The sequence below is a fragment of the Xanthomonas hawaiiensis genome (genome assembly GCF_031834635.1).
GTDB lineage: Bacteria > Pseudomonadota > Gammaproteobacteria > Xanthomonadales > Xanthomonadaceae > Xanthomonas_A > Xanthomonas_A sacchari.
Window position 1 is genome coordinate 4,770,109 of the sequence record NZ_CP115873.1, and the last position, 23,478, is coordinate 4,793,586.

20 protein-coding genes are annotated in these 23,478 nt (G+C 59.6%); 2 read left to right on the forward strand and 18 right to left on the reverse strand.

Features of this window, described 5'->3' with window-relative positions:
- Positions 1 to 63: 63 nt before the first annotated feature.
- From PG878_RS20380 to PG878_RS20420, 9 genes are all read right to left on the reverse strand, one after another.
- Positions 64 to 678, reverse strand: a complete 615-nt coding sequence (locus tag PG878_RS20380; RefSeq protein WP_209030072.1) for a DNA-3-methyladenine glycosylase — start codon at positions 676 to 678, stop codon at positions 64 to 66.
- Between the two features lie 342 nt (positions 679 to 1,020).
- Positions 1,021 to 3,168: a S46 family peptidase gene (locus tag PG878_RS20385; protein WP_209030071.1), complete on the reverse strand. Its 2,148-nt coding sequence runs from the start codon at positions 3,166 to 3,168 to the stop codon at positions 1,021 to 1,023.
- A 261-nt stretch (positions 3,169 to 3,429) separates the two neighbouring features.
- Positions 3,430 to 3,879, reverse strand: a complete 450-nt coding sequence (locus PG878_RS20390; protein ID WP_209030070.1) for a hypothetical protein — start codon at positions 3,877 to 3,879, stop codon at positions 3,430 to 3,432.
- A 2-nt stretch (positions 3,880 to 3,881) separates the two neighbouring features.
- Complete coding sequence (locus PG878_RS20395; RefSeq protein ID WP_209030069.1) at positions 3,882 to 4,784, reverse strand: RHS repeat-associated core domain-containing protein; 903 nt, start codon at positions 4,782 to 4,784, stop codon at positions 3,882 to 3,884.
- A 143-nt stretch (positions 4,785 to 4,927) separates the two neighbouring features.
- Entirely contained in the window at positions 4,928 to 5,167 is a 240-nt protein-coding gene (locus PG878_RS20400; protein ID WP_209030068.1) for a hypothetical protein, read from the reverse strand.
- A 153-nt stretch (positions 5,168 to 5,320) separates the two neighbouring features.
- Positions 5,321 to 5,725, reverse strand: a complete 405-nt coding sequence (locus PG878_RS20405) for a hypothetical protein (RefSeq protein ID WP_209030067.1) — start codon at positions 5,723 to 5,725, stop codon at positions 5,321 to 5,323.
- A 3-nt stretch (positions 5,726 to 5,728) separates the two neighbouring features.
- A complete protein-coding gene (locus tag PG878_RS20410; protein ID WP_311185996.1) occupies positions 5,729 to 9,898 on the reverse strand; it encodes an RHS repeat domain-containing protein in 4,170 nt (1,389 codons plus the stop codon).
- Between the two features lie 626 nt (positions 9,899 to 10,524).
- Positions 10,525 to 14,367 carry a translocation/assembly module TamB domain-containing protein gene (locus tag PG878_RS20415; RefSeq protein WP_209030066.1) on the reverse strand — a complete coding sequence of 1,281 codons (3,843 nt, stop codon included), beginning with the start codon at positions 14,365 to 14,367 and terminating at the stop codon, positions 10,525 to 10,527.
- A complete protein-coding gene (locus PG878_RS20420; RefSeq protein ID WP_209030065.1) occupies positions 14,364 to 16,145 on the reverse strand; it encodes an autotransporter assembly complex protein TamA in 1,782 nt (593 codons plus the stop codon). The genes PG878_RS20415 and PG878_RS20420 overlap by 4 nt, the downstream gene beginning before the upstream one ends.
- Positions 16,146 to 16,360: 215 nt before the next feature.
- Between PG878_RS20420 and PG878_RS20425 the strand changes: the two genes are divergently transcribed.
- Together PG878_RS20425 and PG878_RS20430 are read left to right on the forward strand one after the other, a co-directional pair.
- Positions 16,361 to 16,897, forward strand: a complete 537-nt coding sequence (locus PG878_RS20425; protein ID WP_209030064.1) for a GNAT family N-acetyltransferase — start codon at positions 16,361 to 16,363, stop codon at positions 16,895 to 16,897.
- Between the two features lie 2 nt (positions 16,898 to 16,899).
- Complete coding sequence (locus tag PG878_RS20430; RefSeq protein WP_209030063.1) at positions 16,900 to 17,442, forward strand: DinB family protein; 543 nt, start codon at positions 16,900 to 16,902, stop codon at positions 17,440 to 17,442.
- A 223-nt stretch (positions 17,443 to 17,665) separates the two neighbouring features.
- On the opposite strand, the gene PG878_RS20435 is transcribed toward PG878_RS20430, so the two are convergent.
- From PG878_RS20435 to PG878_RS20465, 9 genes are all read right to left on the reverse strand, one after another.
- A complete protein-coding gene (locus tag PG878_RS20435; RefSeq protein WP_209030062.1) occupies positions 17,666 to 18,316 on the reverse strand; it encodes a YceH family protein in 651 nt (216 codons plus the stop codon).
- A 20-nt stretch (positions 18,317 to 18,336) separates the two neighbouring features.
- Positions 18,337 to 18,675, reverse strand: a complete 339-nt coding sequence (locus PG878_RS20870) for a hemagglutinin repeat-containing protein (protein ID WP_209030285.1) — start codon at positions 18,673 to 18,675, stop codon at positions 18,337 to 18,339.
- Positions 18,651 to 18,737, reverse strand: a complete 87-nt coding sequence (locus PG878_RS20875; protein WP_425611792.1) for a hypothetical protein — start codon at positions 18,735 to 18,737, stop codon at positions 18,651 to 18,653. Before PG878_RS20875 ends, PG878_RS20870 begins: the two co-directional genes overlap by 25 nt.
- A 42-nt stretch (positions 18,738 to 18,779) precedes the next feature.
- A complete protein-coding gene (locus PG878_RS20440) occupies positions 18,780 to 19,256 on the reverse strand; it encodes a hypothetical protein (protein ID WP_209030061.1) in 477 nt (158 codons plus the stop codon).
- Positions 19,253 to 20,005 (reverse strand): cysteine peptidase family C39 domain-containing protein, encoded by a 753-nt coding sequence (locus PG878_RS20445; RefSeq protein WP_311185997.1) that lies wholly within the window; start codon positions 20,003 to 20,005, stop codon positions 19,253 to 19,255. The genes PG878_RS20440 and PG878_RS20445 overlap by 4 nt, the downstream gene beginning before the upstream one ends.
- Positions 20,006 to 20,152: 147 nt before the next feature.
- Positions 20,153 to 21,655, reverse strand: a complete 1,503-nt coding sequence (locus PG878_RS20450; protein WP_311185998.1) for a hemagglutinin repeat-containing protein — start codon at positions 21,653 to 21,655, stop codon at positions 20,153 to 20,155.
- A gap of 298 nt (positions 21,656 to 21,953) precedes the next feature.
- Positions 21,954 to 22,373, reverse strand: coding sequence for a hypothetical protein (locus PG878_RS20455; protein WP_209030059.1), 420 nt, complete (start codon positions 22,371 to 22,373; stop codon positions 21,954 to 21,956).
- A gap of 144 nt (positions 22,374 to 22,517) precedes the next feature.
- Positions 22,518 to 23,042 (reverse strand): hypothetical protein, encoded by a 525-nt coding sequence (locus tag PG878_RS20460; RefSeq protein ID WP_209030058.1) that lies wholly within the window; start codon positions 23,040 to 23,042, stop codon positions 22,518 to 22,520.
- 63 nt (positions 23,043 to 23,105) lie between these two features.
- Positions 23,106 to 23,453, reverse strand: a complete 348-nt coding sequence (locus PG878_RS20465; protein ID WP_311185999.1) for a hypothetical protein — start codon at positions 23,451 to 23,453, stop codon at positions 23,106 to 23,108.
- Between the last annotated feature and the right edge of the window lie 25 nt (positions 23,454 to 23,478).

The window sequence follows — 23,478 nt, forward strand, 5'->3', positions numbered from 1 at the left end:
GACGGCGGGCAATGCACTGACCTTCTTGCAGCGTGTAGTGCGACGATGCCTACAAACGCCACGCTACCCGCGGCGCTTCGCCCGGCTCACCACAAAACGCGACACATTCGGCTCGTCGGGCACATGCCAGCGCCATGGCGCGTCCATCGCCTTGCTGATGCCGATCCGTTTGGTGACGACCGGTGTGGTCGGCGGCGGCGTCCCGTCCTGGCCCAGCCACAGGCGCGACTGCCGTGAGGTCAGGTCCAGCCCATTGTCGGCGCCCGACACGCCCAGCGCCTTGGCCAAGCGCCCCGGACCACGGGTGAGATCGGCCGCGCGCACCGCACCGCGTGCCAACTGCATCGCCTCGACCCCTGCCACCGGCGCCAGGGCGCGGATCAACACTGCATGTCCTGGTGCGCCACCGCATACCGCGTTGAGCGCCCAGTGCATGCCGTAGATAAAGTACACGTACAGATGTCCCGGCGGCCCGAACATCACCCGCGTGCGCGAGGTCATGCCGCGGAACGAATGCGCCGCCGGATCCTCCGCACCGCAGTAGGCTTCCACTTCGACGATGCGCCCGCAACGTCCATCGGCGGCGACGAGCAAGGTATTCAGCAGTTGCGGCGCGACCTCGCGCGCGTCTCGAGCGTAGAACGCGCGCGGCAAGGGCGTAGCGGCAAGAGAGTCCATCGGATCAGTCTAAGCGCTGCATCGCAGTGGCGGAGTGAGCCGCGGCCGGCGCATTCGAGATCAACAGCACACACCCAGTACGTCAGTCCCCCAACCGCAGCGCTTGATGCCTATTGTGGGAGGGACTTCAGTCCCGACGCATGAAGGTGTCCGGTATCGGGATCCTCCTTCTAATCTCCTAATCTCCGACGGCACGATGCATCGAGAGTGAGCGCTCAGAGTTCACTCTTCCGAAGCAGCGACGACGATGCCGCCGCCGCACGGGGCACGGGGCACGGGGCATACTCTGCGCTATTTCGCTAGAGGCAACGCCAAGCGACATACGTGTCCCAACCCGGCCACTCACTCCTGCGGAACGTTCAACTCCTTCAGCAGTTGCGGCGCCGGATACACCTTGGCCATCAGCCAGCGCAGATAGCGCATGTCCACATGGATCGCACGCTTGTAGCGCGGGTCGTACCACCAGCTCGCGCTGACCGCTTCCCAGTTGCTGTCGAAGTTCAGCCCGATCAGCTCGCCGCGCGCATTGAGCACCGGCGAACCGGAGTTGCCGCCGGTGGTATCCAGGTTGGTCAGGAAGTTCACCGGCTGCGTCTTCGACTGCGGATCGACCGTGCTGCCAAAGTCGCCCTTGGCGATCGCCGCCAGCAGCGGCTTGGGCGCATCGAACGGTTCCTTGCCGGTGTTCTTCTCGACGATGCCGGCCACCGTGGTCAGCGGCGCGAAGCTGACCGCATCGCGCGGCGCCAGCGGTTCGACGCGACCGTAGCTGATCCGCAGCGTGCTGTTGGCGTCCGGATACACCGCACGATCCTGCTGCTTGCGCCAAGCGAACAGCGCACGCATGTAGGCCGGGCGCAACCGCAACTGCTCGCCCTCGCGCGCCTTGCGCTCATCGTCCAGCCGCAGCTGCGCCGGCACCAGCGTGGCGGCCAGCGCCAGCAACGGATCGGCCGCAGGCGCCTTGCCCTCGCGCGCCGCAGCGAAGCGCGACAGGCGCTCGGCCTCGGTGCCCAGCGCGGTGCCGGCATAGGCCTTGTCGAGCGCCGCCTGCAACTGCGCCGGGGTCCGCCCGAACGCCGCATCGAACTCCGGCACCCGCTGCGCCTCCGGCAACTGTTGGTAGCGCGTCAGCAGCGTCGTCAGCAGCGCCTTCTCCACGGCTGGCGAATAACGACGCTGCACCTGCTTGAGCATGCCCTCGATCAGCGCCAGGTCGCGCTGCTGGTAGCCGGTCTCGCGCCGATCGTCCGGCTTGGCCGCCTCCAGCCGCAGCCGCTCCAGGGTCAGTGCCGAGCGCAGCGCCTGGGTCTGCGTGGCGATCAAGCCCAACAGCAGATCGCGCTCGCGCAGCGCCGACGCTTGGCCGAGCACCTTCTGCAGCGTCGCGATATCTTGCGCAACGCCGCCATGGGTCATCGCAAGCATGCCGCGCTCGTCCTCCGCGCGCAGCCGGACCGCATCGCTACGCTGCAGCCCTCCCAGTTCGCCAGCGGCCCGCTTGCGGTTGTTCTTCAGCGACTGCAGCTGCGACGCATAGCGCGTGCGCGCCTCCGAATCGGCTTTGCCCGACGCCTCGATCACCTCGATCAACTGGTCCAGCACCGCCACCCGCTGCGGCAGCGTCGCTTCCACCTGCTCGGCGAACTCGGCCGCGGTGCGATGGCGGTAGGTGATGCCGGGATAACCGGCCAGCATCGCGAAGTCACCGGCCTGCGGCCCATCGGTGGCGATCTGCAGATGCGCCGGCGGCTGGTACGGCACGTTATCGGCGCTGTAGTCCGCCGGCTTGCCGTCCTTGCCCACGTAGGCGCGCAGCAAGGTGAAATCGCCGCTGTGCCGCGGCCACATGAAGTTGTCGATCTCGTCGCCGTAGTTGCCGATCGCCCGCGGCGGCGCGTACACCAGGCGCACGTCGCGCAATTCCAACTGGCGGATCCGATAGAAGTCCGTGCCGTAATACATGTTGGCTACGCTGCAGCGCACCCCGGCCTCGCGCTCGCAGTCAGCGACGATCCGCTTGCTCGCCGCATCCACCGCATCGTAGTAAGCGCGCCCGGTCTTGCCCTTGGCCGACCCCAGCACCTGATCGGTGACCTTGTCGAAACCCACCGTCACCAGCACCCGAAAATCCGGATTGGCGGCACGCTCGTCGGCGCGATCCCGCGCGATGAACCCGTTCTCGATCAGGTTCTCCTTCGCCGAGGTGTTGTACTGGATCACCCCGTAGGCGACATGGTGATTGGTCAACAGCAACCCGTCCGTGGACACGAACGCCCCGGTGCCACCCCCGACCTTTACCACCACACTCAGCGGCGGACGTGTTACCTCGGCCAGCATTTGCGGATCGCCCTGCAGCCCTTCATCGCGCAAGGGATTGGGCCGCTCGGGCATTTGAGATGGCATCCACATGCCTTCGTCGGCGTGGGCGGTGCTGATGAGGCCGAGGCTTAGGGTGAGAGAGGCGGCAAGGGAATTGGGCAAGGGCATGCGGAAAATCGAGGCAAAGAACGTAACCGCGACCTTAGCCGGCTCATGCGAGCGCAGCAACCAAGGCACCGATCTATTCATCGGCGGAGAGATCTTTACCAATAACGATCCAGAATGCTTCCGACAAAAACGAGCGCATGGTCAGCCCGCCTCCTAAGAACCTATACACAGATGTCTACTATTAAATAGGTGAACCTGATTCCCGTCACCCATGCATCGGTAAATGATCGCAAATCACAAAATTAAAATTTCTGAATAAAATCACGATAATTCAAAATATCGCCTATATCTATATATTCGGCAAAGCTTTTTGTCGCAAAACTTGAGACGCAGAAAGTTATTATGGGATGGCCCAATGTAAAAAACCCATTGGTCATCTTCATAAAAGGAAACTGAACTAGGTGAATTAATCGCACCAAAATTTAAACCGACCATCCTATGTCTAGCCCCACGTCCACTGTCGCCCTGAGACCTAGCTTCGCTTACAAGCACCTCTACAAATACGCCACCTTCGCTTGCACCTATTTCTTTAAAAGCAGTAGGCAGCTTATGGAAGACTTCCTTCTTTGTTTCACCAATGGTTAACCCATAAGCTTCACCCGCACTAACAGCCCGATTTATGTACATCACCCAGTTATAAGCTAGACACCCAGCCAGGGAAGAAATCAAAAGGACAGGAATTGCAAATAAAAGTAATAGTGGCTTTCTCATGATTACTTCACATTGACGACCGGCTTTATTATAACGTTTTTTCGAGCCGAGTTAACCTTTTCTTGACTTGAACCCGGCTGTAACTTTCCATTATCCACACGTGGTGAACCGCCATCTGATTCCTGGGCTATAGCACCCGCAGCACTATTACTGTTAAATCCTCCAGAAACCTCCGGAACATACGAATAATCAAAAGATGAAGATATAGAATCCGAGACTGACTTAACGACGTCATCAGTCGCCTCAATTTTGCGAAATGTCACATCCGAGCCTTTGGTGCCTATGCTTTCCCAGGCAGCCCTGTCCATTGCAGATGTATTTGCATTTGGCCCCTCTGTGCTCGACGTTACCTCGCCCATGGGGCCGGCCGTAGTAATTCCGAAAGATCTGACAGTAGCGTTTGGGTCCCCTGGGGCGCTTGCATTATGGACGATAAAGTTGTGGTTAACTATCTTGCTTAGGCCGTAAAAATTCAAAGGCCTACTAACCAAGAACGACTCCCGCCCATCCAAGTCAACAAATTTATATGGGTTATTGTTAGCATACCAATATCTATTGAAGCCGTCTTCACCTCTCACTGCTATTGGATCAACACTAAGAAATCTCCCTAGCTCTTGATCATAATAGCGCTGCTCCATGTAGGTCAGTCCAGTAGCCATATCCATGACATGACCTGTGTAACCTGGCATGTTTGTTATAGGACGATTTAACAAACCACCGTATGGCTCATACTCGCTTCGCTCCACAACGTTACGGTCTTTGTCCGTTATTAAAACCACAGACCCCAAGCCATCCGTGTGGACGTAGCGAACCGTCTGCGCCGAGGCACCAAAAGCAACGAACAATGAAAGGGCGGTTGCAGCCAACAGGCGCAGGGCCACATGAATCCCATGGAAGTTTGACATCACTCGTCCTTGCGAGTTGGAACCATCGACACGCGATGTAGAGTCGACTTTTCTAATTAAAGTCGGATCGACAACGCTTCCCGTAGTAACATTTCGATAACGTACCCGACGAAATCCACGATACAGATTCCGCCAGAGCAGGCTTAGTTCAGGTAGACCTCAAGCATATAGCAACCATTGGTCTGCACATCGATCTTGTGTTTGTTCATCAATGCCGTCATCAATAACGCAAGTAAAGCATTGCGACCCGGTTGGTCGTCCTGAAAATGCAGGACGTGGTTTCCGGGCGCAGCCTTGCATTCTGCTGTCGTATCTGAAAACCATACAAAATGATCGGCATCAGCCTGATATTTGCCCAACTGCGCGACGTCGACGTTCTGCATCGATTCGTTTGCTGATGCCTGACAACTCATGGAAGTAATGAGCAGTAAGGCCCTGCACTTGAATTTCACACTCACCTCGAACTGAACAAACCTACACTAGCGTACAGTGGCTTCATCGAAAAATGCTTTCAAAGCCAACCGGTGATGAAAAATTTATTTCTTCAACCTTATAGAGACAACTTTCGTGCGGTTGCCAAAAACACAATTTCCGGAATCGACTATCAATTCAACGTCCGCATTTGTCGTAAAAGCTGCCAAAGCCATTGCGGCAAGCTCCTTATACGAAGGATCATTTGAAGTTATTCCAAAATCATTGAGGTCTGAGGTACAACCATATGGGCCATCACTAGAGCTGTGGATCGCAATTCCCTCGCCGTTCCAAGCATTTTCGATATAGGTGATTTTCCCTACCCAAACGACTTGGGGAGACGCCTGTGCCTGCCAGCACGCGATGGATCCAACAATCACCATCAGAAAGCCAATTAATTTTGAAGTCATACGATTACCCCATTGAAGATAGTGATAGGCGTCCGCATAGGTAAGCGAGTCAACCTGCATGACCTAGCTGTTCAACAATAGCTGGTACAGCAACGGCACGATATCTACCGCGGGCCGCTGGTCATGCTTCACGTTCGAAGCCGTGGTGCAGTTGCCGTCCGCGGTGCACGCCGTGACTCGGTACGAGTAGGTCCCTGCCGGCCTGGCCAACGAAGTCCAGTTACCCTGGCTGCCGTCGTACACCGAGGTCCAGGTGACGCCGTCCACGCTCTCTTCCACCACATAGCGGGTCGCACCGGAGACCGGGTTCCAGTTGACGTAGTCCTTGACCGAAGCGAGCTGCCCCAGCGGCCAGTCGGCTTCGGCGACCAGGCTGCCACCCAGGAGGATGTAGTCGGTGGACTTGGACTGGCGCTGGTTCTTCTGGAAACGCAGTGCACCGGACTGGTCGTACAGCGAGCCGATGTTGCCGGCGCTCTGCAGCGCCAGCGTGCGGCGGCCGTTGCCGTCGTAGCGATAGGTCTCCTTGCCGGTCGCCTGGCGCAGGCGGTTGCCGTAGTCGAACACGAAGGCCTGGCCGTTCTTGTTGCTGAGGTTGCCCTGCGGGTCGTAGCTCATGCCGATGACCGTGCTGCCGCCGCAACCGCCGGTCTTGACGTTGGTGAGCTGCCAGTTGGCGTCGTAGCAGTAGTAGTGATCGCGACCCGGCGCAATGACGTGGGTCAGGTTGTCGAGGACGTCGTAGCTATAGGTGGCCGTACCAAACATCGGCGACTCGGCCTTGATCAGCCGGTCCATGCCGTCGTAGGTCATGGTGCGGTTGCCGCGCTGGTTGCGCCCGGTGGCGCCGTCGCTGATACCTGCGACATTGCCATTGGCGTCGTAGTCGTAGCCATCGCTGAGGAACGCGGTGCCGCCGTAGGCATCCTGGCTGGTATCCGGCAACTGACGCGCGTTCTGCGTCATGGTGTGGACGATGCCGTTGCCGTAGGTGAACTGCTTGATCGCGCCGTTCGGGTAGTAGCTCACGCCGGTGGCATAGCTGCCCGCCTGGGTCGGTTGCCCCAGGGCATTGGGCGCGTAATCCACCGTCTGTCCCGATGGATAACGATGCGCAGCAAGGTTGCCGTTGGCATCGTAGGCATAGCCCAGTGCCCAGGTCTCGCCATCGGCCTGGCCCTGGCTCTCGGCGATCAGCAGACGGCGCTTGTTGTAGGCGTAGCTGTTGTAGGTGGCGACGCCGTTGTTGGTGGTGGTGATCTGCTTGACCGCCCCATCCGGCCAATAGCTCCAGGCCTGGTTGCCGTTGCCGTCCGGGAAGCTCAGCGCCTTGATCCGGTTACGCACATCGTAACTGCGATCGACTCGGCGGGCGGAGGCAAAGGCCGAGTCCGCATCGCATGAGGTGGTACTGGGCAACGCCAAGCCCGCCGCACTCCACACCAGATTACCGGCAGCGTCGTAGCCGTTGGCGGTGGCGCCGGTCTCAGGCTCCACCGTCTTGCAGAGCTGCTGGTAGGTGTCGTAGACGTAACTGCGGGTGACCGACACGGTGCCGCTGGCGTCGCGGCGCCGAATGGAGAGCGGCTTGCCGAAGACGTCGCGGTTGATTTCGGTGGTGGCCCCTTCTGGATGCTGGATCCAGGTCGGGGTCGTGTAATCGGGCTTGTCGAAGACCTGATAACCGGTCATGGTGCTGTTGCCACGCGGATCGGTGACGCGGGTCTGGTTGCCCGGCAGGTATTCTGTCAGCGTAGTCAGTCTCGTCGACGCCGACAACTCACTATCTCGGGAAACCGAAGTCGTGCGCCCCAGCGCGTCATAAGTAATCCACGTTCCTACGCTGAGCGCGTCGCTGCTCCCAGGATATGAAGTAAAGGTAGTGCGTCCCTCATGATCGTAGGCGAAGCGCTGAAAGCGCTGCGTCCCCGCTTCGTTGTCCGCATCGTACTCGCGGGTAAGCAGCGGCCGCCACATCGCATCGAAATAGGTCAATTTGCGCGCCTTGCCAGTGGTCACAGTTTGCCGCCAGTGGCCCTCCGGCAGACCATATTCGCTTGCGTTGACCTGTTCGAACACCTGCGTCGTAGCATTCCAGGCAATGCTATCGCCGGCCGGGTAGGCAATGCTGGTTAGCCGTCCCATTGGATCGTACTCATACTGAGTGGTGCCGCCGTTTGTATCGGTGACCGCAGTAATCCAGCCCGCATCGTTGACGTCGGCCAACATCACAGTAGTGTCGGCGAAATGAATCGCTTGGGGAATGCCAAGCTTCCAGTCGGCGAAGCGCGTAACGCGCTGGTTGCCGTCGGTTGCCGTCGCCAGCGTACCATCCGAATTGTAGGTGAAGGTTTGCTGGAGTTTCCCGAAAGACCAGCGCTGCACCGGCATCGCTCTGGCATCGTAGCTGATTTGCGCTTCAACTATCCCGGTATCCGCGTTGGTGCTCTTGGCGCTCTGGCCCAATATCCATTTAGTCAAATCATCATAATATTCTTTCAACTCCGTACGACTATACCACGCACTATAAAGTTGCTCTTTTGTTGGGCGAGCAAAATTATCGAAGGCCATGACATCTCGAACAAAATAGGTATCGCCCTCGACTATTGTAACCCTTTTTAATGGGCGATTAATGTTGGCCAGAGGGTTTGGCAATTCCAGCAAGGTCGCACCGATTTGATCTGGAAAAGGTTGATTGGGAGTCTGATCATCAGAAACATATTCATTTATAGTGGATCTAGCAAGAGATCCATTCGAATTAAAGTTCTTTACACCGAGCAAACGCCCCGCATTAAGGCCATACATATATCCGAACTCATACTCAGTCGAAGAGCCATCTGGCTCTTTAACTATGGTCGTCTTTGATGGAACGCAAGTTGGGCAAGGATCGGTTGCAGACCCTGTCGTATAGTAGTCAATGCCTGGCTCAATATTAGAATAGACCCATTTTTGCTCCGCCAGACCAGGCCCGGACACTTTTTTTCTATATAGCTGAAATCGGTCAAAGTACGCGGGCACCCAGGGATGAGGTACATCGACAATCTTTCCATTTTGACATGGCGGCAATGGCGCATGCGTCAAATGCGATCGTTCATAAGAAAAATGAAAATCTCCAGTTAATCCCGCTGGATTGACAACCTGGAAATCAAAATCACCATAGCGCTGCGCCGGCTCTTTCGTACAAGTCCTGATCTTAGGCAAATCCACTTCAAAAAGGGGGGTCAGACTCCCTGCAGTTATATTGTATCTCCAGGAAGTTCCATCAGGCAAAATGACAGATTTGAGTCGATAACGATCTGGATTAGGTGGGTACTTATGTGTTTCATAGATATACGTCCATGTTCTTTCGCCCGCCCTCACGAACTGGACATTTCCATTTTCATCATAATTGAAAATTATCTTACGACCGTCACTGGAATTTATTGATACAAGTCGATCGCCAGAATAGCTATAATTAACCCATCCACCAAACCTATCTTCTATTCTGCTAACCAAAAAATTCACTCTGACACGAAGCACTGCCTGTCCCATTGGACTTTGAGATTGATAAACAACAGGTGCAATTGAATGAACCATTGCATGGTTAAAATAAAATTTCTGGCCTTGTGGCGATAAGGCAAAAAAACTCTCCCCCTTATAGCCATTATCGGTGCCTGCAAGACAGCCTATTTCCCATTTCTCTGCAGTTACCCAAGGATATGAATTTCCATCCGATACTTGCGCAGACTTTGGCTGATTATTCACCAAGAGTTCACTTTCATTTTCTGAACTTACGTGCAAATAGTAACCATGCCATATGTCTTTTAGCGTGCCAGATAGGTTTTCTAGCGCTGCATCTGGCTTACTTGGAATGGAACAACGAGCATACGGTGAGGAGCTTTTTGTGATCCAGCCCTTTTCCTGAAGAAAATCTCCATATATCCTAGGTATATCTATATTCCAATCAGCAAAACCAGGGAGACCCCTATAAGTGTCTGCCCCAAAAGAAATAGGGAATTCCCGCCCAATCTGAACTGGAATACTATTGTTTCCAGGCAAACTCACATCAAGAGCATGAAATGATGCCGTTAGATCAAATAGCCGCAAATTTTGTCCGAACGCATCATCATTCAATGGATTGACGACAGATGATGATTTGATAATTTTCTGATATTCTTCATTTGGAATGACTCCTTCGTCCGCAAATACAACATCTACAAAACCCAATAGTGTTGCCAGCAGAACAAATGGCACTAGGCTCGTGCCCAATCTAGTAATCATGCCTCACCCCTATGTTATTCAGGAAACCCCTAAACCAACCGCGAGTAAATTGTTCCGCCCCAGGAACAACCGTGCGCGATCTTCGCATTGAATATTCAACTGATATAAATAAAATAATGCACGTGCTGCACCAAGAGTTGAGCAGCCTCGCTGCTTAACTCATTGCCTGCATTTCATGATGTTCATTTTCTGAAGGAACAATATGAATTGCTCGATCATTCATGCGAGCCGCCCCTTAAGCACACGCATCAACTGTATAGGCAAACCGGTCTCGGACTGATCAACATCAACATGCCGGAATGAAAACCGCCCGGTATACAGATCGACGTTCTCACCAAATGGGTTATCCCCAACTGGCTTTACCTATTGTAAAGTGTGCATTCGAATAGCAACTTCATTTTCTGGAGTTACCGCCGAAAGTGCTCCCCTGGTGACAAGTAAGACAAACAAAGATGGACGAGGTTACGCTCTGCCCCTGTCGATGAACGTACATTGATCGCCCCTTCGCCACCGGCGCGGCGCCGACAGTTACATAACCTGCATGGTATCTGAGCAATTTGTCAAGGAAATTTCACACTCTACACCGCCAAAGACCGATCCTACTTCTCCTTCCGCCAATTCACCGACCCACGGTTCTCCACCGTGCTCGATTCCACCTCGGCGTCGAAGCCGCGGCCCAGCAGATATTTCAGCGTCAAGACCGAGCCGCTGCCGATCAGCGACACGCCGTAGCTGACGTAGAGTTTCGGCGAGAGATATTTGCCGAAGCCCACCACCGAGCCGCCGAGGGTGCGCGACTGGCTGACGCCGGCGTCGTCGAAGCCGAGCCTGGCGCCGAGTTGCGAGGCGAGCAGGCCGCTGCCGGCCGACAGCGCGCTGGCCGCGGCGGTGACCTGGTCGGCTTCGGCGCTGCTGGTGTTGCTGAGGCTGCGGCCCAGCACCAGGTAGGACATCGCCTCCGATTGCGACATCGACGGGTCCGACCACACGTCCGCATGCGGGGCGGTGGCGCGGCCGGTGACGTCGATGCCGGCGGTGACGTCGCCGACCTGGCGCTGCGCGCGGATGTTGATGCGCGGGTCGGACACGATGTTGTTGCTCCAGGTGAGCTGGCCACGGGTGATGGTCAGGTCCTGCCCGTACGCCTTGTACTTGCCGCTGACGTCCAGCCCGCCGGTGGCGGTGGTTTCGCGGCCCGGCCGCGAGCGCACCTGCATGGCGCCGGTCAGTGCGCCCTTGAGGCCGAAACCGGCCATCTTGACCTGGTCGCCCAGGGTCACGCGCAGGTCCATCTCCAGCGGCGAGGTCGGCGTGGCCTCGGGGTCGGCCGGATCCAGCACCACCACGTCCTCGGACAGCGAGGTGCCGCGATCCAGCCGCTCCAGGTCGATGTCGGCCGAGGGCACGGTGACCTGGCCGCTCAGCATCATGGTCTTGTTGGCGATGCCGAACTGCAGGTCGGGATTGGCCACCGCGCGCAGTTCGGCGGTATTGGACACCAGCACGTTGGTGCCGCGGATGTTCAACTGCAGCGGCGTGCGGTCGCCGTACCAGGACAGGCCGCCATCGACGTTGAGCGTGCCTTCGCCGGACTTGACCGAGGCGACGATGCGCGCCGAGCCGTCCGGCTGCGCGTCGAAGCGGCCCTTGCCTTCGCTCAGGGTGAGGCCCAGCGCCGGCAGTTCGCCGGTGAAGTTGCTGAGCGTGGCGTCGCCCCCCATCGCCGGTTGCGAGCGGGTGCCGCGCAGGCTGACGTGGCCCTCGACCAGGCCCTTGGGCCGGACCAGATCCGGCGAGAACAGCTCCAGCCAGTACAGCCGCGCCATGTTCATGTAGATCTCGCCGGTGAGCGGCGCGTACGCATCCCAGCCGGTGTCGACGGTGGCGTCGACGAAGCCGTCGCCCTGGAAGCCGATGCCGAGCTTGGAGTGGATGTGCTGGGCGCTGAAGTCGGTGACGAAACTGAACTGGTCGTAGCGCAGCAGTTCGCCGCGGGCGTTGTCGCCCAGGCGCAGGCCGCCTTCGCGCGAGGCCAGGCGCAGCGAACCCTGCCAGGCGTTGCCGGCCGGCTTGAAGCTGCCGTCGATGGACAGGTCGCCGCGCAGGTACATCTTGCGGCCGTTGCTGGGCGGCAGCCATGGCTGCACCAGGGCCAGCGGCAAGGCGTCGCCGCGCAGGGTCAGGCCCTGCTTCGGCCAGTCGGCAGACACGCACAAGGCGCCGCCACTGCCCGGGGCCAGGCAGCTCTCGGACAGGCTGAAAGCACTGCCGGCCACGCTGAAATTGGCCGCCTGCCGCAGCTGCCATGGTTCGCCCTTGGCCGGTGCGATGCGCAGCGTGTTCAAGGCGCCCTGCCAGCGTGTGCCGTCGCGGCGCACCTGCCCGGCCAGGGCCAGCGCGCCCATGTCGTTCTCGGTCTTGGCATCGAGCTGCAGGTTCTCGACCGCGCCGCGCGCGTCCACGCTCAGCGTCTGCAGCAGCACGCCGGCGTTGATCGCGCTGCCGCGCAGGGCGAGTTCGCCGCCGTTGCCGCGCCAGGGCAGGCGCCCGCGCAGGCTGAGGCTGTCGGCGCTGTAGCTGTCCCACTTCAGGCCGCTGCCGGTGAGGTCGGCGGTGAGGTCGGGGGCGTCGCGGCGGCCCTTGACCTGCACGCTGCCGCGCAGGCTGCCGGCGCCGCCGGGCAGCAGGTCGGCCAGTTGCAGCGGCTGCAGTTGCGCGTCCACGTCGAGCTGGTCGCCGACCTTGCCCTGCGCCTGCAGGCGGCTGTCGCCCAGGCTCAGTTGCAGCTTGCCCTCACCCTGGCTGCCTTGCAGGGCGAGCTTGGCGTTGGCGTCGAGCGGGCGGCTGCGCAGGCGACCATTCAAGCGTGGGATGTCGAGCGTGGCCTGGTAGCCGGCGGCGCTACCATCCGGGCGCGCCGGCAACTGCTTGCCCTGCGAAGCGAAGGTGCCGGACAGCTTGCCGTCCCAGCCCGGCGCGAAGTAGCCGGGGTCGAAGCCGGCCAGCGTGCCTTGCACGTCCCAGTTCAACTCGGGCACCCAGGCCACGTTGCCGCCCAGGTCGAGCGTGCCGCTGGGCATGGTCGCGCGCACCTGCTTCAGCTGCGCCTGGCGATCGTCGCCGCGCACGTCCAATTGCAACTTGGCGCTGTCCTTGCCGCGGGCGACGGTGGCCTCGCCGTAGGTGGCCCATTGCTTCAGCGTGCCGGCCACGCCCAGATTGGTCTCGACCAGCTTGATCGGCACCGCAGGCGCGTCCGGGGTGGACGGGTCCGGCGCCGTGGTGAACGTCATGCCGCTGGCATTGACCGCGAAGCGCAGCTGCGCATTGTTCGGGTCGCGCAGATCGGCGGTGCCGCGCAAACGCAATTGCCCGTCGAACGCGCGCAGCTGCAGCGGCGCGACCGTGAGCACCTGGTTGTCCAGGCTCAGGTGCGAGGGATCGAGCACGAGCTTTTGCCCGTCGCGCGACAGCTCGCCCTGCAGATCGGCATTGCCGCCCTTGCCTTTGGCATGCAGGTCGAAGGCCAGCGGCACGGACGCCGGGGCATCGTCGGCCGGCGGCACCAGCAGCGACGGATCCAGCGCCTTGCTGCTGGCGGCGAATTCCCACACCGGATCGGTGCGGCCGGTGAACACCAGCGTGGCGCGCAGCGGCGCCGGCGCGTTGCCGGCGATGGCCACTTCCATCTTGTCCAGGTCGCCGCGTGCGACCAGGCCCAGACGCGCCGGGGTGCGCCCGCGCGCGGCCGGCAACACGGCGCTGGCGGTGAGGTCGGCGGTGTAGTCCTGGCCCGGCAGGTAATCGCCATTGACGCGGAAATCGCCGCGGTCGCTGTTCACCACCACCTGGGTGGCGCGGAACTCGCCGTTGGCCACTTCCACGCCGCCGCGCAGCGTACGGATGTCGATCATCGGCTGCTGCGCCTGGGTGATGCGCAGCCCGTCGATGGCGATCCGATCGGCCTGCAGCGCCAGCGGCACTTCGATCTGCGGCAACGACTGCGGCCAGCGCGGCAGTTCGAACGGTTCGTTGCTCTTGGCCAGGTTGAGCGTGGCGTTGGTCAGCTCCAGCGCGTCCAGTTGCAGCTTGCGCCCGAGCAGCGGGCGGATGTCTGGATCCAGGTAGGCGCGCTCGGCGGTGAAGTGGATTTCGTTGTAGCGGAAATCCAGGTTGTGCAGGATCAGCGGCCCGGCAAGCGGCCCTTCGGCGCGCTCCCAGGTCAGGGTGGAGCCGGCCGGCAGCCGCGCCACCACCTGCGCCAGCAGCACGTCGCGCCCGGCCACGGTCTGCAGCAGCCAGTACAGCGCAATCACCGTCAGCAGCACCAGGCCCGCAATGGTCAACGCCGAGCCCCACCAGAAGCGCTTGCGCCGGTAGAAGCGCGGGCGCCGCGGCGGCGGCGGCGTGGCGGGCGACGTCGGCTCCAGCGGCGCGCTCACAGATTGGCTCCGATGTTGAGATAGAGCTGGAACTGCGAATCCGGATCGTTCAAGCCATGCGCGATGTCCACCCGCACCGGACCCACCGGCGAGCGCCAGCGCAGGCCGAAGCCGACGCCGGTGTGCCAGTCCGGCGTATCGTCGAAGGCGCTGCCGCTGTCGACGAACACCGCGCCGCCCCACGGCCCGCCTTTGAAGTAATGCTCGTACTCGGCGCTGCCGGTGAGCACGTGCTTCGCGCCGAGCGCGAAGCGGTCCGGCCGCGCCGTACGCGGGCCGACCTCGCGGAACGCGTAGCCGCGGATGCTGTTGTCGCCGCCGGCGAAGAAGCGCAGGCTCGGCGGCATCGCCACCAAGGCGTCGGTCCAGGTGCTGCCGGCTTCGCCGCGCAGGATCAGCCGGTCGTTGTCGCCGATCCCGTGGAACCAGTTCACCCGCATGTGCGCCTGCACGAAGCTGGCGTCGGACCCCACACCCTCGGCGCCGCCGCGCAGGCTGATGTTGCCGCTGAAGCCCTTGCGCGGGAACACCTTGTCGTCCACGCCGACATAGTCGGCTTCGATCTGCGGATAGAACAGCGTCGAGGTCTGGTACAGCGCGCCGTCGAAGACCTCGTCGGTGGCGTAACGCCAGCGCTCGCGCAGCGCGTTGATCGAGGCGATGGCGGTCCAGTGCTCGTTGATCTGCCCGCTGCGGCTGCCGGTAAGCTTGACGTTGCGCAGGTCGATGTAGTCGGTCTGTTCGTCGTAGACGCGCAGCGAGGTGGTGTACCAACCGTCGAGCCAGCGGAACGCCGGGATCCGGTAACTGGTGATGAAGCTCTTGCGCTTCTGCGCGTAGTCCAGCTGCGTGCTGAGCTTGTGTCCGCGGGCGTTGACGTAACGGCGGTCCACGCCCAGGCGCACACCGGCACCGCTCTCGCTGCCGTAGCTGAGGCCGGCGGTATAGATGCTGCGCTTGGCGCGGGTGAGGTTGACGTCCACCGGCACGTCGCCGTTGGCATCGGCCTCTTCCGGCTTGGGCTGGATGTCGATCACGCTGAAGTAGTCGAGCTTGACCAGCGACTCGCGCAGGCGGTCGAGCTTGCCCTCGTGGTAGTAGCTGCCCTCCTTCCAGTAGACCAGCGGATCGAACAGCTTCTGGTTGAAGTAGTCCTGGTGGAAACGGATCGGGCCCATGTTGTAGCGGCGGCCGCTGTCCCAGCTCAGGTCGATGTCGGCGGCGTGGTCGGCGCGGGTCACCCCCACCTTGCGCTGGGTGAAGTCCGCGTCGAAGTAGCCACGCTCGGCCAGGCGCCGGGTAATGGTGACCTTGCTGGTCTCGTAGACGCTGCTGACGAAGACGTCGCCCTGGCGCGGACGGAAGTTCTTCAGGTCTTCGCCCAGGTAGCGGTCGTCCTCGGCCGGGCCGGTGATGCCCACATGGAAATTGCGCACCCGGATCGGCTCGCCCTTGTCCACGTGCACCACCACGGTCAACTTGTCGTCCTGGCGCGGCGCTTCAACGGTGATCTTGGGCGTGAAGTAGCCGAATGGCTCCAGCGCCTGCCGGGTCTGGCGTTCGGCCTGGCTCAGCAGATACTCCAGGCGCGACTCGCCCTGGTCCTTGCCAATGGCGTCGTACAGCGACAGCGAGACCTGGATGTTCTCGATCATCGCCGCGTCCTCGTCCTTGTTCAGGCCCTGGATCTGCACCTTTTCGATGACGCCACGGGCCTCGGCGAGGCCGGCCAGGGAGAGCAGGGACAGGACGGTGGCGAGACGGGGGATGGGTCGCATGGGCGTCAGAATACCGGCACCCCATGTGAAGCTGTTAACTAGACGTTTGTTATGCGTGACCGGGATGTCGGGTGCGGCGGCCTTTGCGCAGGGATGTTTCGCGGTTCCAGACCCACCGCAGCGGTGCGTCTGCGTCGCGAGTCGCTGCCGAAGGCACCGCTTGCCAAGCCGCTGCCGCGGCGCCACGCTGGCCGCTCCACCCGCAGGAGCGCCGCATGTCCACCGTGATCGAGACCGCGCGCCTGCTGCTGCGCCGACTGGACCCCGAGCGCGACGCCGCGCCGATGCTGGCCCTGCTCAACGACCCCGGCTTCCTGGCGCACATCGGCGACCGCGGCGTGCGCGACGAAGCGCAGGCCAGCCGCTATCTCGCCGACGGCTCGGTGCGCAGCTACGCCGAGCACGGCTTCGGCCTGTATGCCGTTGAGCGTCGCGACGACGGCGCCTGGATTGGTGTGGCCGGACTGGTCCTGCGGCCGACCCTGCCCGCGCCCGACCTGGGCTATGCCCTGCTGCAACCCTATGCAGGCCACGGCTACGCCAGCGAGGCCGCGCGCGCGGTGCTGGCGTACGCGCGCACCGTAGTGGCGCTGCCGCGCGTCTACGCGATCGTATCCCCGGGCAATGCGCGCTCGCTGCGGCTGCTCACCGCGCTGGGCTTCGTCGCCCATGGGCGCGTGCGGCTGAGCCCGGAAGCGGCCGAGGTCGAGCTCTATCTGTGCGAACTGCATGCGCCCCAGGAGCACGCCTGAGCATGGACAGCTTGCACACACTGCGGCTGTTCGCCGATTACAGCCAATGGATGAACCAGCGCCTCTACGCCGCGGCCGCGACCCTGCCGGACGCCGCCATCGCCGAGCCGCGCGGCGCCTTCTTCGGATCGTTGTTGGGCACGCTCAACCACCTGGTGGTCGCCGACACGATCTGGCTGCAGCGCTTTGCCCAGCATCCGGCACGCCACCCGGCGCTGCAGGCCATTGCCGCCAAACCAGTCCCGACCGCCCTGGATGCGCCGCAGGCCGACTGCCTGGCGGACCTGCGGACGCAGCGCGAGTCCCTGGATGCGACGATCGCTGCATGGATGACGGAACTGCAGCCGGACGACCTCGATGTGGCGCTGCGCTATCGCAACACCCGCGGCGAATCGCACGGCCGGTGCTTCGGCGACCTGCTGCTGCACTTCTTCAATCACCAGACTCACCATCGAGGCCAGGCGACCACCCTGCTCAGCCAGGCGGGTGCCGATGTCGGCGTGACCGATATGCTGGCGGTAATTCCGCAGGTGGAGGTGGGGTGATCCTGCAATCGCAGGCCGCTGCGTTCGATGAGCGACTTGGCGTGTTACCAAGTGCTTTTAGCAATGCGCTTTTGTCGTGACGTAGCGGGATCTGTCTTAGCGATTGTAGGAGCGGCTTCAGCCGCGACAGGCATACCCGGTAGGGCACATCGCGGCTGAAGCCGCTCCTACACATGAACCTCCGTGTTTACAGGAGGCTCCTCTAGAGGACACCCGCACCGCGTCACTCGGCACCGTGCTGCGCCTGCAACTGCGCCACGATCTCGCGCAACTCCGCCACCTCGGCTTCCAGCGCCTGCACCCGGCTTTCCAACTCGTCATTCCCCGACGCCGCCGGCCGCGCCTTGAACGTGGCCGCCAACGCCTCCGCATCCACCGGACCGGTGAGCAGATGCATGTAGCGGTCCTCGCGCTGCCCGCTGGCACGCGGCAACTGCACCGCCAACTGGCGCTGCGCCAGCCGTTCCAACTGATGCCTGACATCGTCCGCATCGGCGAAGCGCGCCATGCGCTCGGCGCGCGTCAGCAACTCATTGGCGGTCTGCGGACCACGCAACAGCAGCAGGCCGAGCAAGGCCACCTGTTGCTGGGTCAGATCCAATGCCGCAGCCAGCCGATGCTCGTAGCGTTCGGCGCGCGAAGAGAACTGCTGCCGCACCAGGCCACGCCCCTCCAGTTGCCGCAGTGCGTGCTGCACATCCCCCGGGCTCAACGACATCACCGGCTCGCGCGAGGTCTTCTGATTGGCCGCCACCACCGTCGCATTGACCGTGAGCGGATAGGCATCCGGCGTGGTCGCCTCCTTCTCGATCAGGCAGCCGAGTGCGCGGGCTTCGGTGGTGGAAAGGATGGGGATGGTGGGGGTGTCGGTCATCGCGTGGGGCTTCCTGCTGGTCAGGGGCGAAGCATACTGCTTGAGAGTTTCGGCTCTGCGGGCTGCTGCCGTGCCGCTCGTGATGCCCTCCTTGACAGGTTGTTGCCGACGGTCAGGCTGGTTGCATCGCCACCACGCGTCAGGCCCGACTCATTGCGCAACGCAGTCGGCTGTAGCGTGAGGTTGTTGCCCGCCAGCAGCGCAGCGCTGTTGCCCGCCTGCACGGTGGTGCCGGTGAGGCTGAGGTCGCGGCCGGACTGCAGCAGCAGGTTGTTGCCGGCCGTGATGCCCGAACGCAGGTCGCCGCCGGCGAGGGCGTCACGGGTCGTGCTGGTCAGGTCGCGGCCGGCACTGAGCAGCTCGTCCCGGCGGCGATCCGGCCGCCGGAGTTCAGCAGATACTGACTGACCTGCAACGCCACGGTACCGCCGGAGACGATGCGGCCGTGGTTGAGCTGATAAAGTCAGACAAGCAACCCATTGAAATCGTACATGTACTCTTCAAATTCCAGCAATGTCCAAATGTGCCCATCCAATCTATCTACGCGAACAACCCCTCCAGCCTTCTCTAGACAACTATCGACAATATTAAATGTTTGATAAAGAGGGAGGTCAGGAGACAATAAAACCCCTTCTTCTGCAACGTTTGCACCGATAGAAGAAGCGTGTTTTTTTGCGAAGTGCAAACATTCCGATTTACCAAGCAATCTCTTCTCTTTATAACAGTGGGGAACACTGAAACAGTTGATGCCAAGAGATCGTAAATCGATCAAAATTCTGACCAAATTAATTCTTTCAATTTTAACTCCAAAGTATCCCTGACAACCACCATCCTTGTACCGAAAATTTTTATCGCATACCCCTATCAGCTTGAGCCTTTCCGATGCCACCACCTCAAAACTAAATAAGTCACACTTAAATCTATTTCTTGTAACAGTCATTTTTTTACCTCCGGCGTTATTATTACGATACCTCCTAACTTCTCGCCAGTTTTAGAAGCTTTACCCAGAACTTCCCTCAGATCGTTTACAGGAACAGAGTAGGAAGAACCAGTGCCTAGAGGCCATGGATCTCGAATGTACGCACGTCCGCTATCGATGGAATCAACAACGATAGCATGGAGGCCGCCACCAGAAGTTCTAACATTTACGATAACTGAAGAACTCCCATTTGCCGCCTCGGCTATTCTATCAATACTTGCACCTGACAAATATTCCGCAGAGCCTTTAAAGCCAAGATCGCGCAACCCATTTGGCATATCTGAAAGCCAGGCGCCACTATGATCGGTGTTAATAGCGCCCCGCACATAGAACTCTGGAATGTCATCGAGATTTGCAGCCATTCGACAACTTGCTGCGACACAGGAAATTTCAGTTGACTGCCCCATAACTTTACTTGGCGGCTCGTAAGGGCCAATGTTTTCTTTGAGAAACAAGCCCTCTCCGTTACCGGCTTTAGCTATTTCCGCATCTTTCTCCAATAACTTTGCCGATCGTGCAGCATCACTTGTTAGTGCCAATTCTAGCGGAGCGCCTCCCAACTTAGCCCCTTCTCTGAGGGCCACCTTTTCCGCAGCACCTGCAACAACTTGTGCAGCCTTTCGCTCTGCGAAGCTCGCGGCACTGCCGATGCTATGCCCCCCCCATAGCATCGCCAAGGAGAACATCTGCTGCCCCCACTGCCAGTGCATTGCAGGCAATTGGATTTGCAAAGCATGCCGTTATAGCGGCCGGGGTCGCCACGACGCCGACGGCAGCTCCACCGCCAACTACGAGCCCTGTGGCAGGGAGCGCCAGCACGCCCCGGCCAGAGGATCCTATCTGCGTCTGTGCAAACGTCAGCAACTCGGGGTTGTAGTTCGCCTGCAGGGTTGCGTGTAGGTGCCGCCCGCGCTCAGGTTGACGTTGCCGCCCAGGCTGCCGACGCTGCTGGCCACCTGCGTCACCGTGGCGTTGTCGTCGCGGCGCTTCTCGGTGTGATAGCCGGAGAAACGCTCGGTGTCGGAAATGACCACCGTGCCGATGGCCTTGTTGTCCGAGACGTTGGCGTTGCCGGCGGTGTCCTGCCCGCTCTGGATGGTCAGGTCGCCCGCGGCATGCATGGTCACATCGCCCGTTGCCGCGACATTGCTGGCGGTCAGGGTGATGTCGCCCTTGGTCGTGCTCAGGTTGGCGTTGCCGCCCACCGACAGTTGCGTGCCGGTGATGGTGTCGCTCTGGCCGTTGCCGTTGCCCTTCAGGTTGTAGTTGCCGAACGGCAGGCCCGCCGCATTGTTGAAGCTCCAGCCCTTGCCGCGACTATCGTTGCCGCTGGACTCGGTGGTATGCGCCACGCCCAGGTCGATGTTCTGGCTCGCCAGCAACAGCGCGTTGCCCTCGGCCGACAGTTGCGTGCCCTGGCTGGTGATCGAGCCGTCGCTGGCGAGCAGGGTCAGGTTGCCCCCGGCGCTGACCTGGCTCACCCGCGCGGTGCTGGTGCTGTCGTTCTGACCGGCAGTGGAGCTGTGCGATCCGGCCTGGATCACCACCGGCGTGAGTGCGGCCGCGGTGCCAGCCGTGTCGCCCTCGGCGCGACGGCTGAGCTTGCCCATGGTCGAGCCGCTGTCGGGCATGTTGCTGGTCGCCGAATCGCGTGCGCTGCGATACGCCGCGGCCGGGTCGTAGGTCACGCCGATGGAGAAGCCGCTGGACTTGCTCGACTGATTGGACTGGTTGTCCACCGTGTCCTGGGCCGCGAGCAACGCGATGTCCTTGGCCGCCAGGGTCAGATCCTTGCCGGCGGCGACGTCGGAGGCACCGATGGTCAGTTGATCGCCGGCACTGATCAGCAGATTGCCGTTCTTGGCACCGACCGCCGAGGCCACCTGGGTCGTGCTCTCGGTACTGCTGTCGCTGCTGCTGCGCGACTTGCCATAGCCGAGGCTAGCCACGCCGCCGGAGAAGCTGGCGCTGAAGCCGGACTTCTTCTGGGCGCTGCTGTGCGCCTCGCCGCTCTGGTCCTGCGCCGAGACGATGGCCACGTCGTTGCCTGCCACCAGGCGCGCGTCCTGCTGGGCCAGCACGGTCGAGCCGACCACGGCGATGTCGTTGCCTGCCTTGATCTGCACGCTGCCAGCGTCCAGCGAGGTGCCGACGGCCAGGCTGTCGTGCCACTCGTCATGCGTGGTCGTGGTCTTGCTGGACAGGAAGCCCTTTTTCTTTTTCTGCATGTCCTGCACGGCATCGTGCTGCTCCTGCTCGGCGAGCAGGTTGACGTCGTTGCCGGCGGACAAAGCCAGTGCGCCCTTGTCAGTGAATGCATTGACCGCAGTCAGGTTCAAGTCGTGGCCGGCGCTGAGCACCAAGTTGCCGCCGGCGATAAGCGTCTGCTGGTCGATGTTCTGGGTCGTGGTGGTCGTGACGACCTTGGTCTTGCCCTGGTGGGTCTGGTCGGCGACGGTGCGGCTTCGTCTAGCACCTCTAAAGCACTGTGCTACCTAAAACCGAGAAGGCATCAATAACAGCGATAATGCACGCGCGCATTTAAAATGGATTTTCAGCACCTCAAGACCTAAAGCGGTCAAATCGAGGAGAAGTACGCCAATCTATGGATATGTTAATCAGCCACACGCGGATCCGTGGCTCGTACAGATACCACCCCTAATCTGCGACAGTTACATCAAATACACCATCGCCATTTTTTATTTCATAAGCATGCCTAAATGATCCATCTGGATAATATACGATATAGCTACCTGTAGCCATTTCAACATCCATAATGTAGTCCCCGATTACGACTTCTGTTTTTAGAGCGCTAGAAATGCGAGAGGCGAACTCCCCAAGTGACTCGCCGTACAAATCAACGCAGCAGACGCCATTAATTAAAGTTTTGTAACCAATACTAGAGTATATAACCTCAATCCCAACTGAAATTTCTTGCTCCTCCAGGGAAAGAGAAAAAAATGAATCATAGTCGACCGTGGATTTTACGTTTCCGCCCATGCAGGCCAATACAACTGAGCCCACTTCCGTAAAATTAAATATTTCTCTTAGGGAAATTTCGAAAAGGGAAATGCTCATTTCTTACTCCCAAATAATTCAGCAAGCTTTTCTTCAGAAAATTCATCACCCCCCTTGTTCCCAGCTTTCAAAGTAGCCTGGAGACACTCCGGGAAGTAAGCCAAACCAGAGTTATCGATGTCAGTACCCCTAGGCACGTCCGATTCATCTTTCTATTTTAAAAATTCCTTGGTAGTCACCGAATTCAGAAAATTTCTCGTAGTTTTTATCAGGATTGAATTTTGAATTCGCAACCTCAGACTCGCGAGGATTGAACTTATCCCGCCTAATAAAAAGATCACCTTCTGGTTTAAAAATATAAGTGTCAGCAGCCGTAATTTCCTGTGCTTCGGCAATATAGTTTCTATAAACCGCCATTACCAAGAACCAACACCCCCCTTCAATGAGCTTGAATTGATACGAGATATATTCCCTAAGTAAATTGTCCAGAAAGCCGACGCAAACAAATCCTTTTTTTAAAAAAATCTCTGCAAACGCTGACGGAGAGGAAGCCGAATTGACCAGCACTGTGTATGGCTCACGTTGCTCATGCCGACTTTCGGCGACTTCCTTCGAATAAATTTCCAAAGGAATTTTTTCAGATTTAGACCAAGCACGGGAGTAATATAAATTCACTTGTACACCTTTGCCCAGCGGCGCGCCGTCGCCGCAGACCACCTGCGGCAGCACCTGCCGTCGGCTTTACGCGACTTGGCTACTGCGCTTGGTAGCAGCATATGACGCCCAATTACCTTAGTCGCTGACCCAGCTTAAGTTCGGCGTTGTTCTGCCAAAAAACTGCTTTATCGCAGATTTCACCAAATCAATGGAAACAACCATATTTTTGTCGTATTCGCCAAACTGCCCACCAGCACAAATTTCTACAAGACCGCCCTTTTTTTCTCCATTTTCAAGATGGAAATTTTTGAAGTCAGAGGAAGTCATAGTCACGATATATTTTCCCGCTCCTCCTCCGACTAACATCTGAGACCCATCTGACTTTTCGATAGAAACCAGCGTATGCCTATTACCATCCAGTCGATCTACCAGTTCAAAAACTTTTTCAAAATCCTCCGTTTCAAAGATATTCTCATTATTCATTGTTCCATTTCTAGAGTCGATTGAG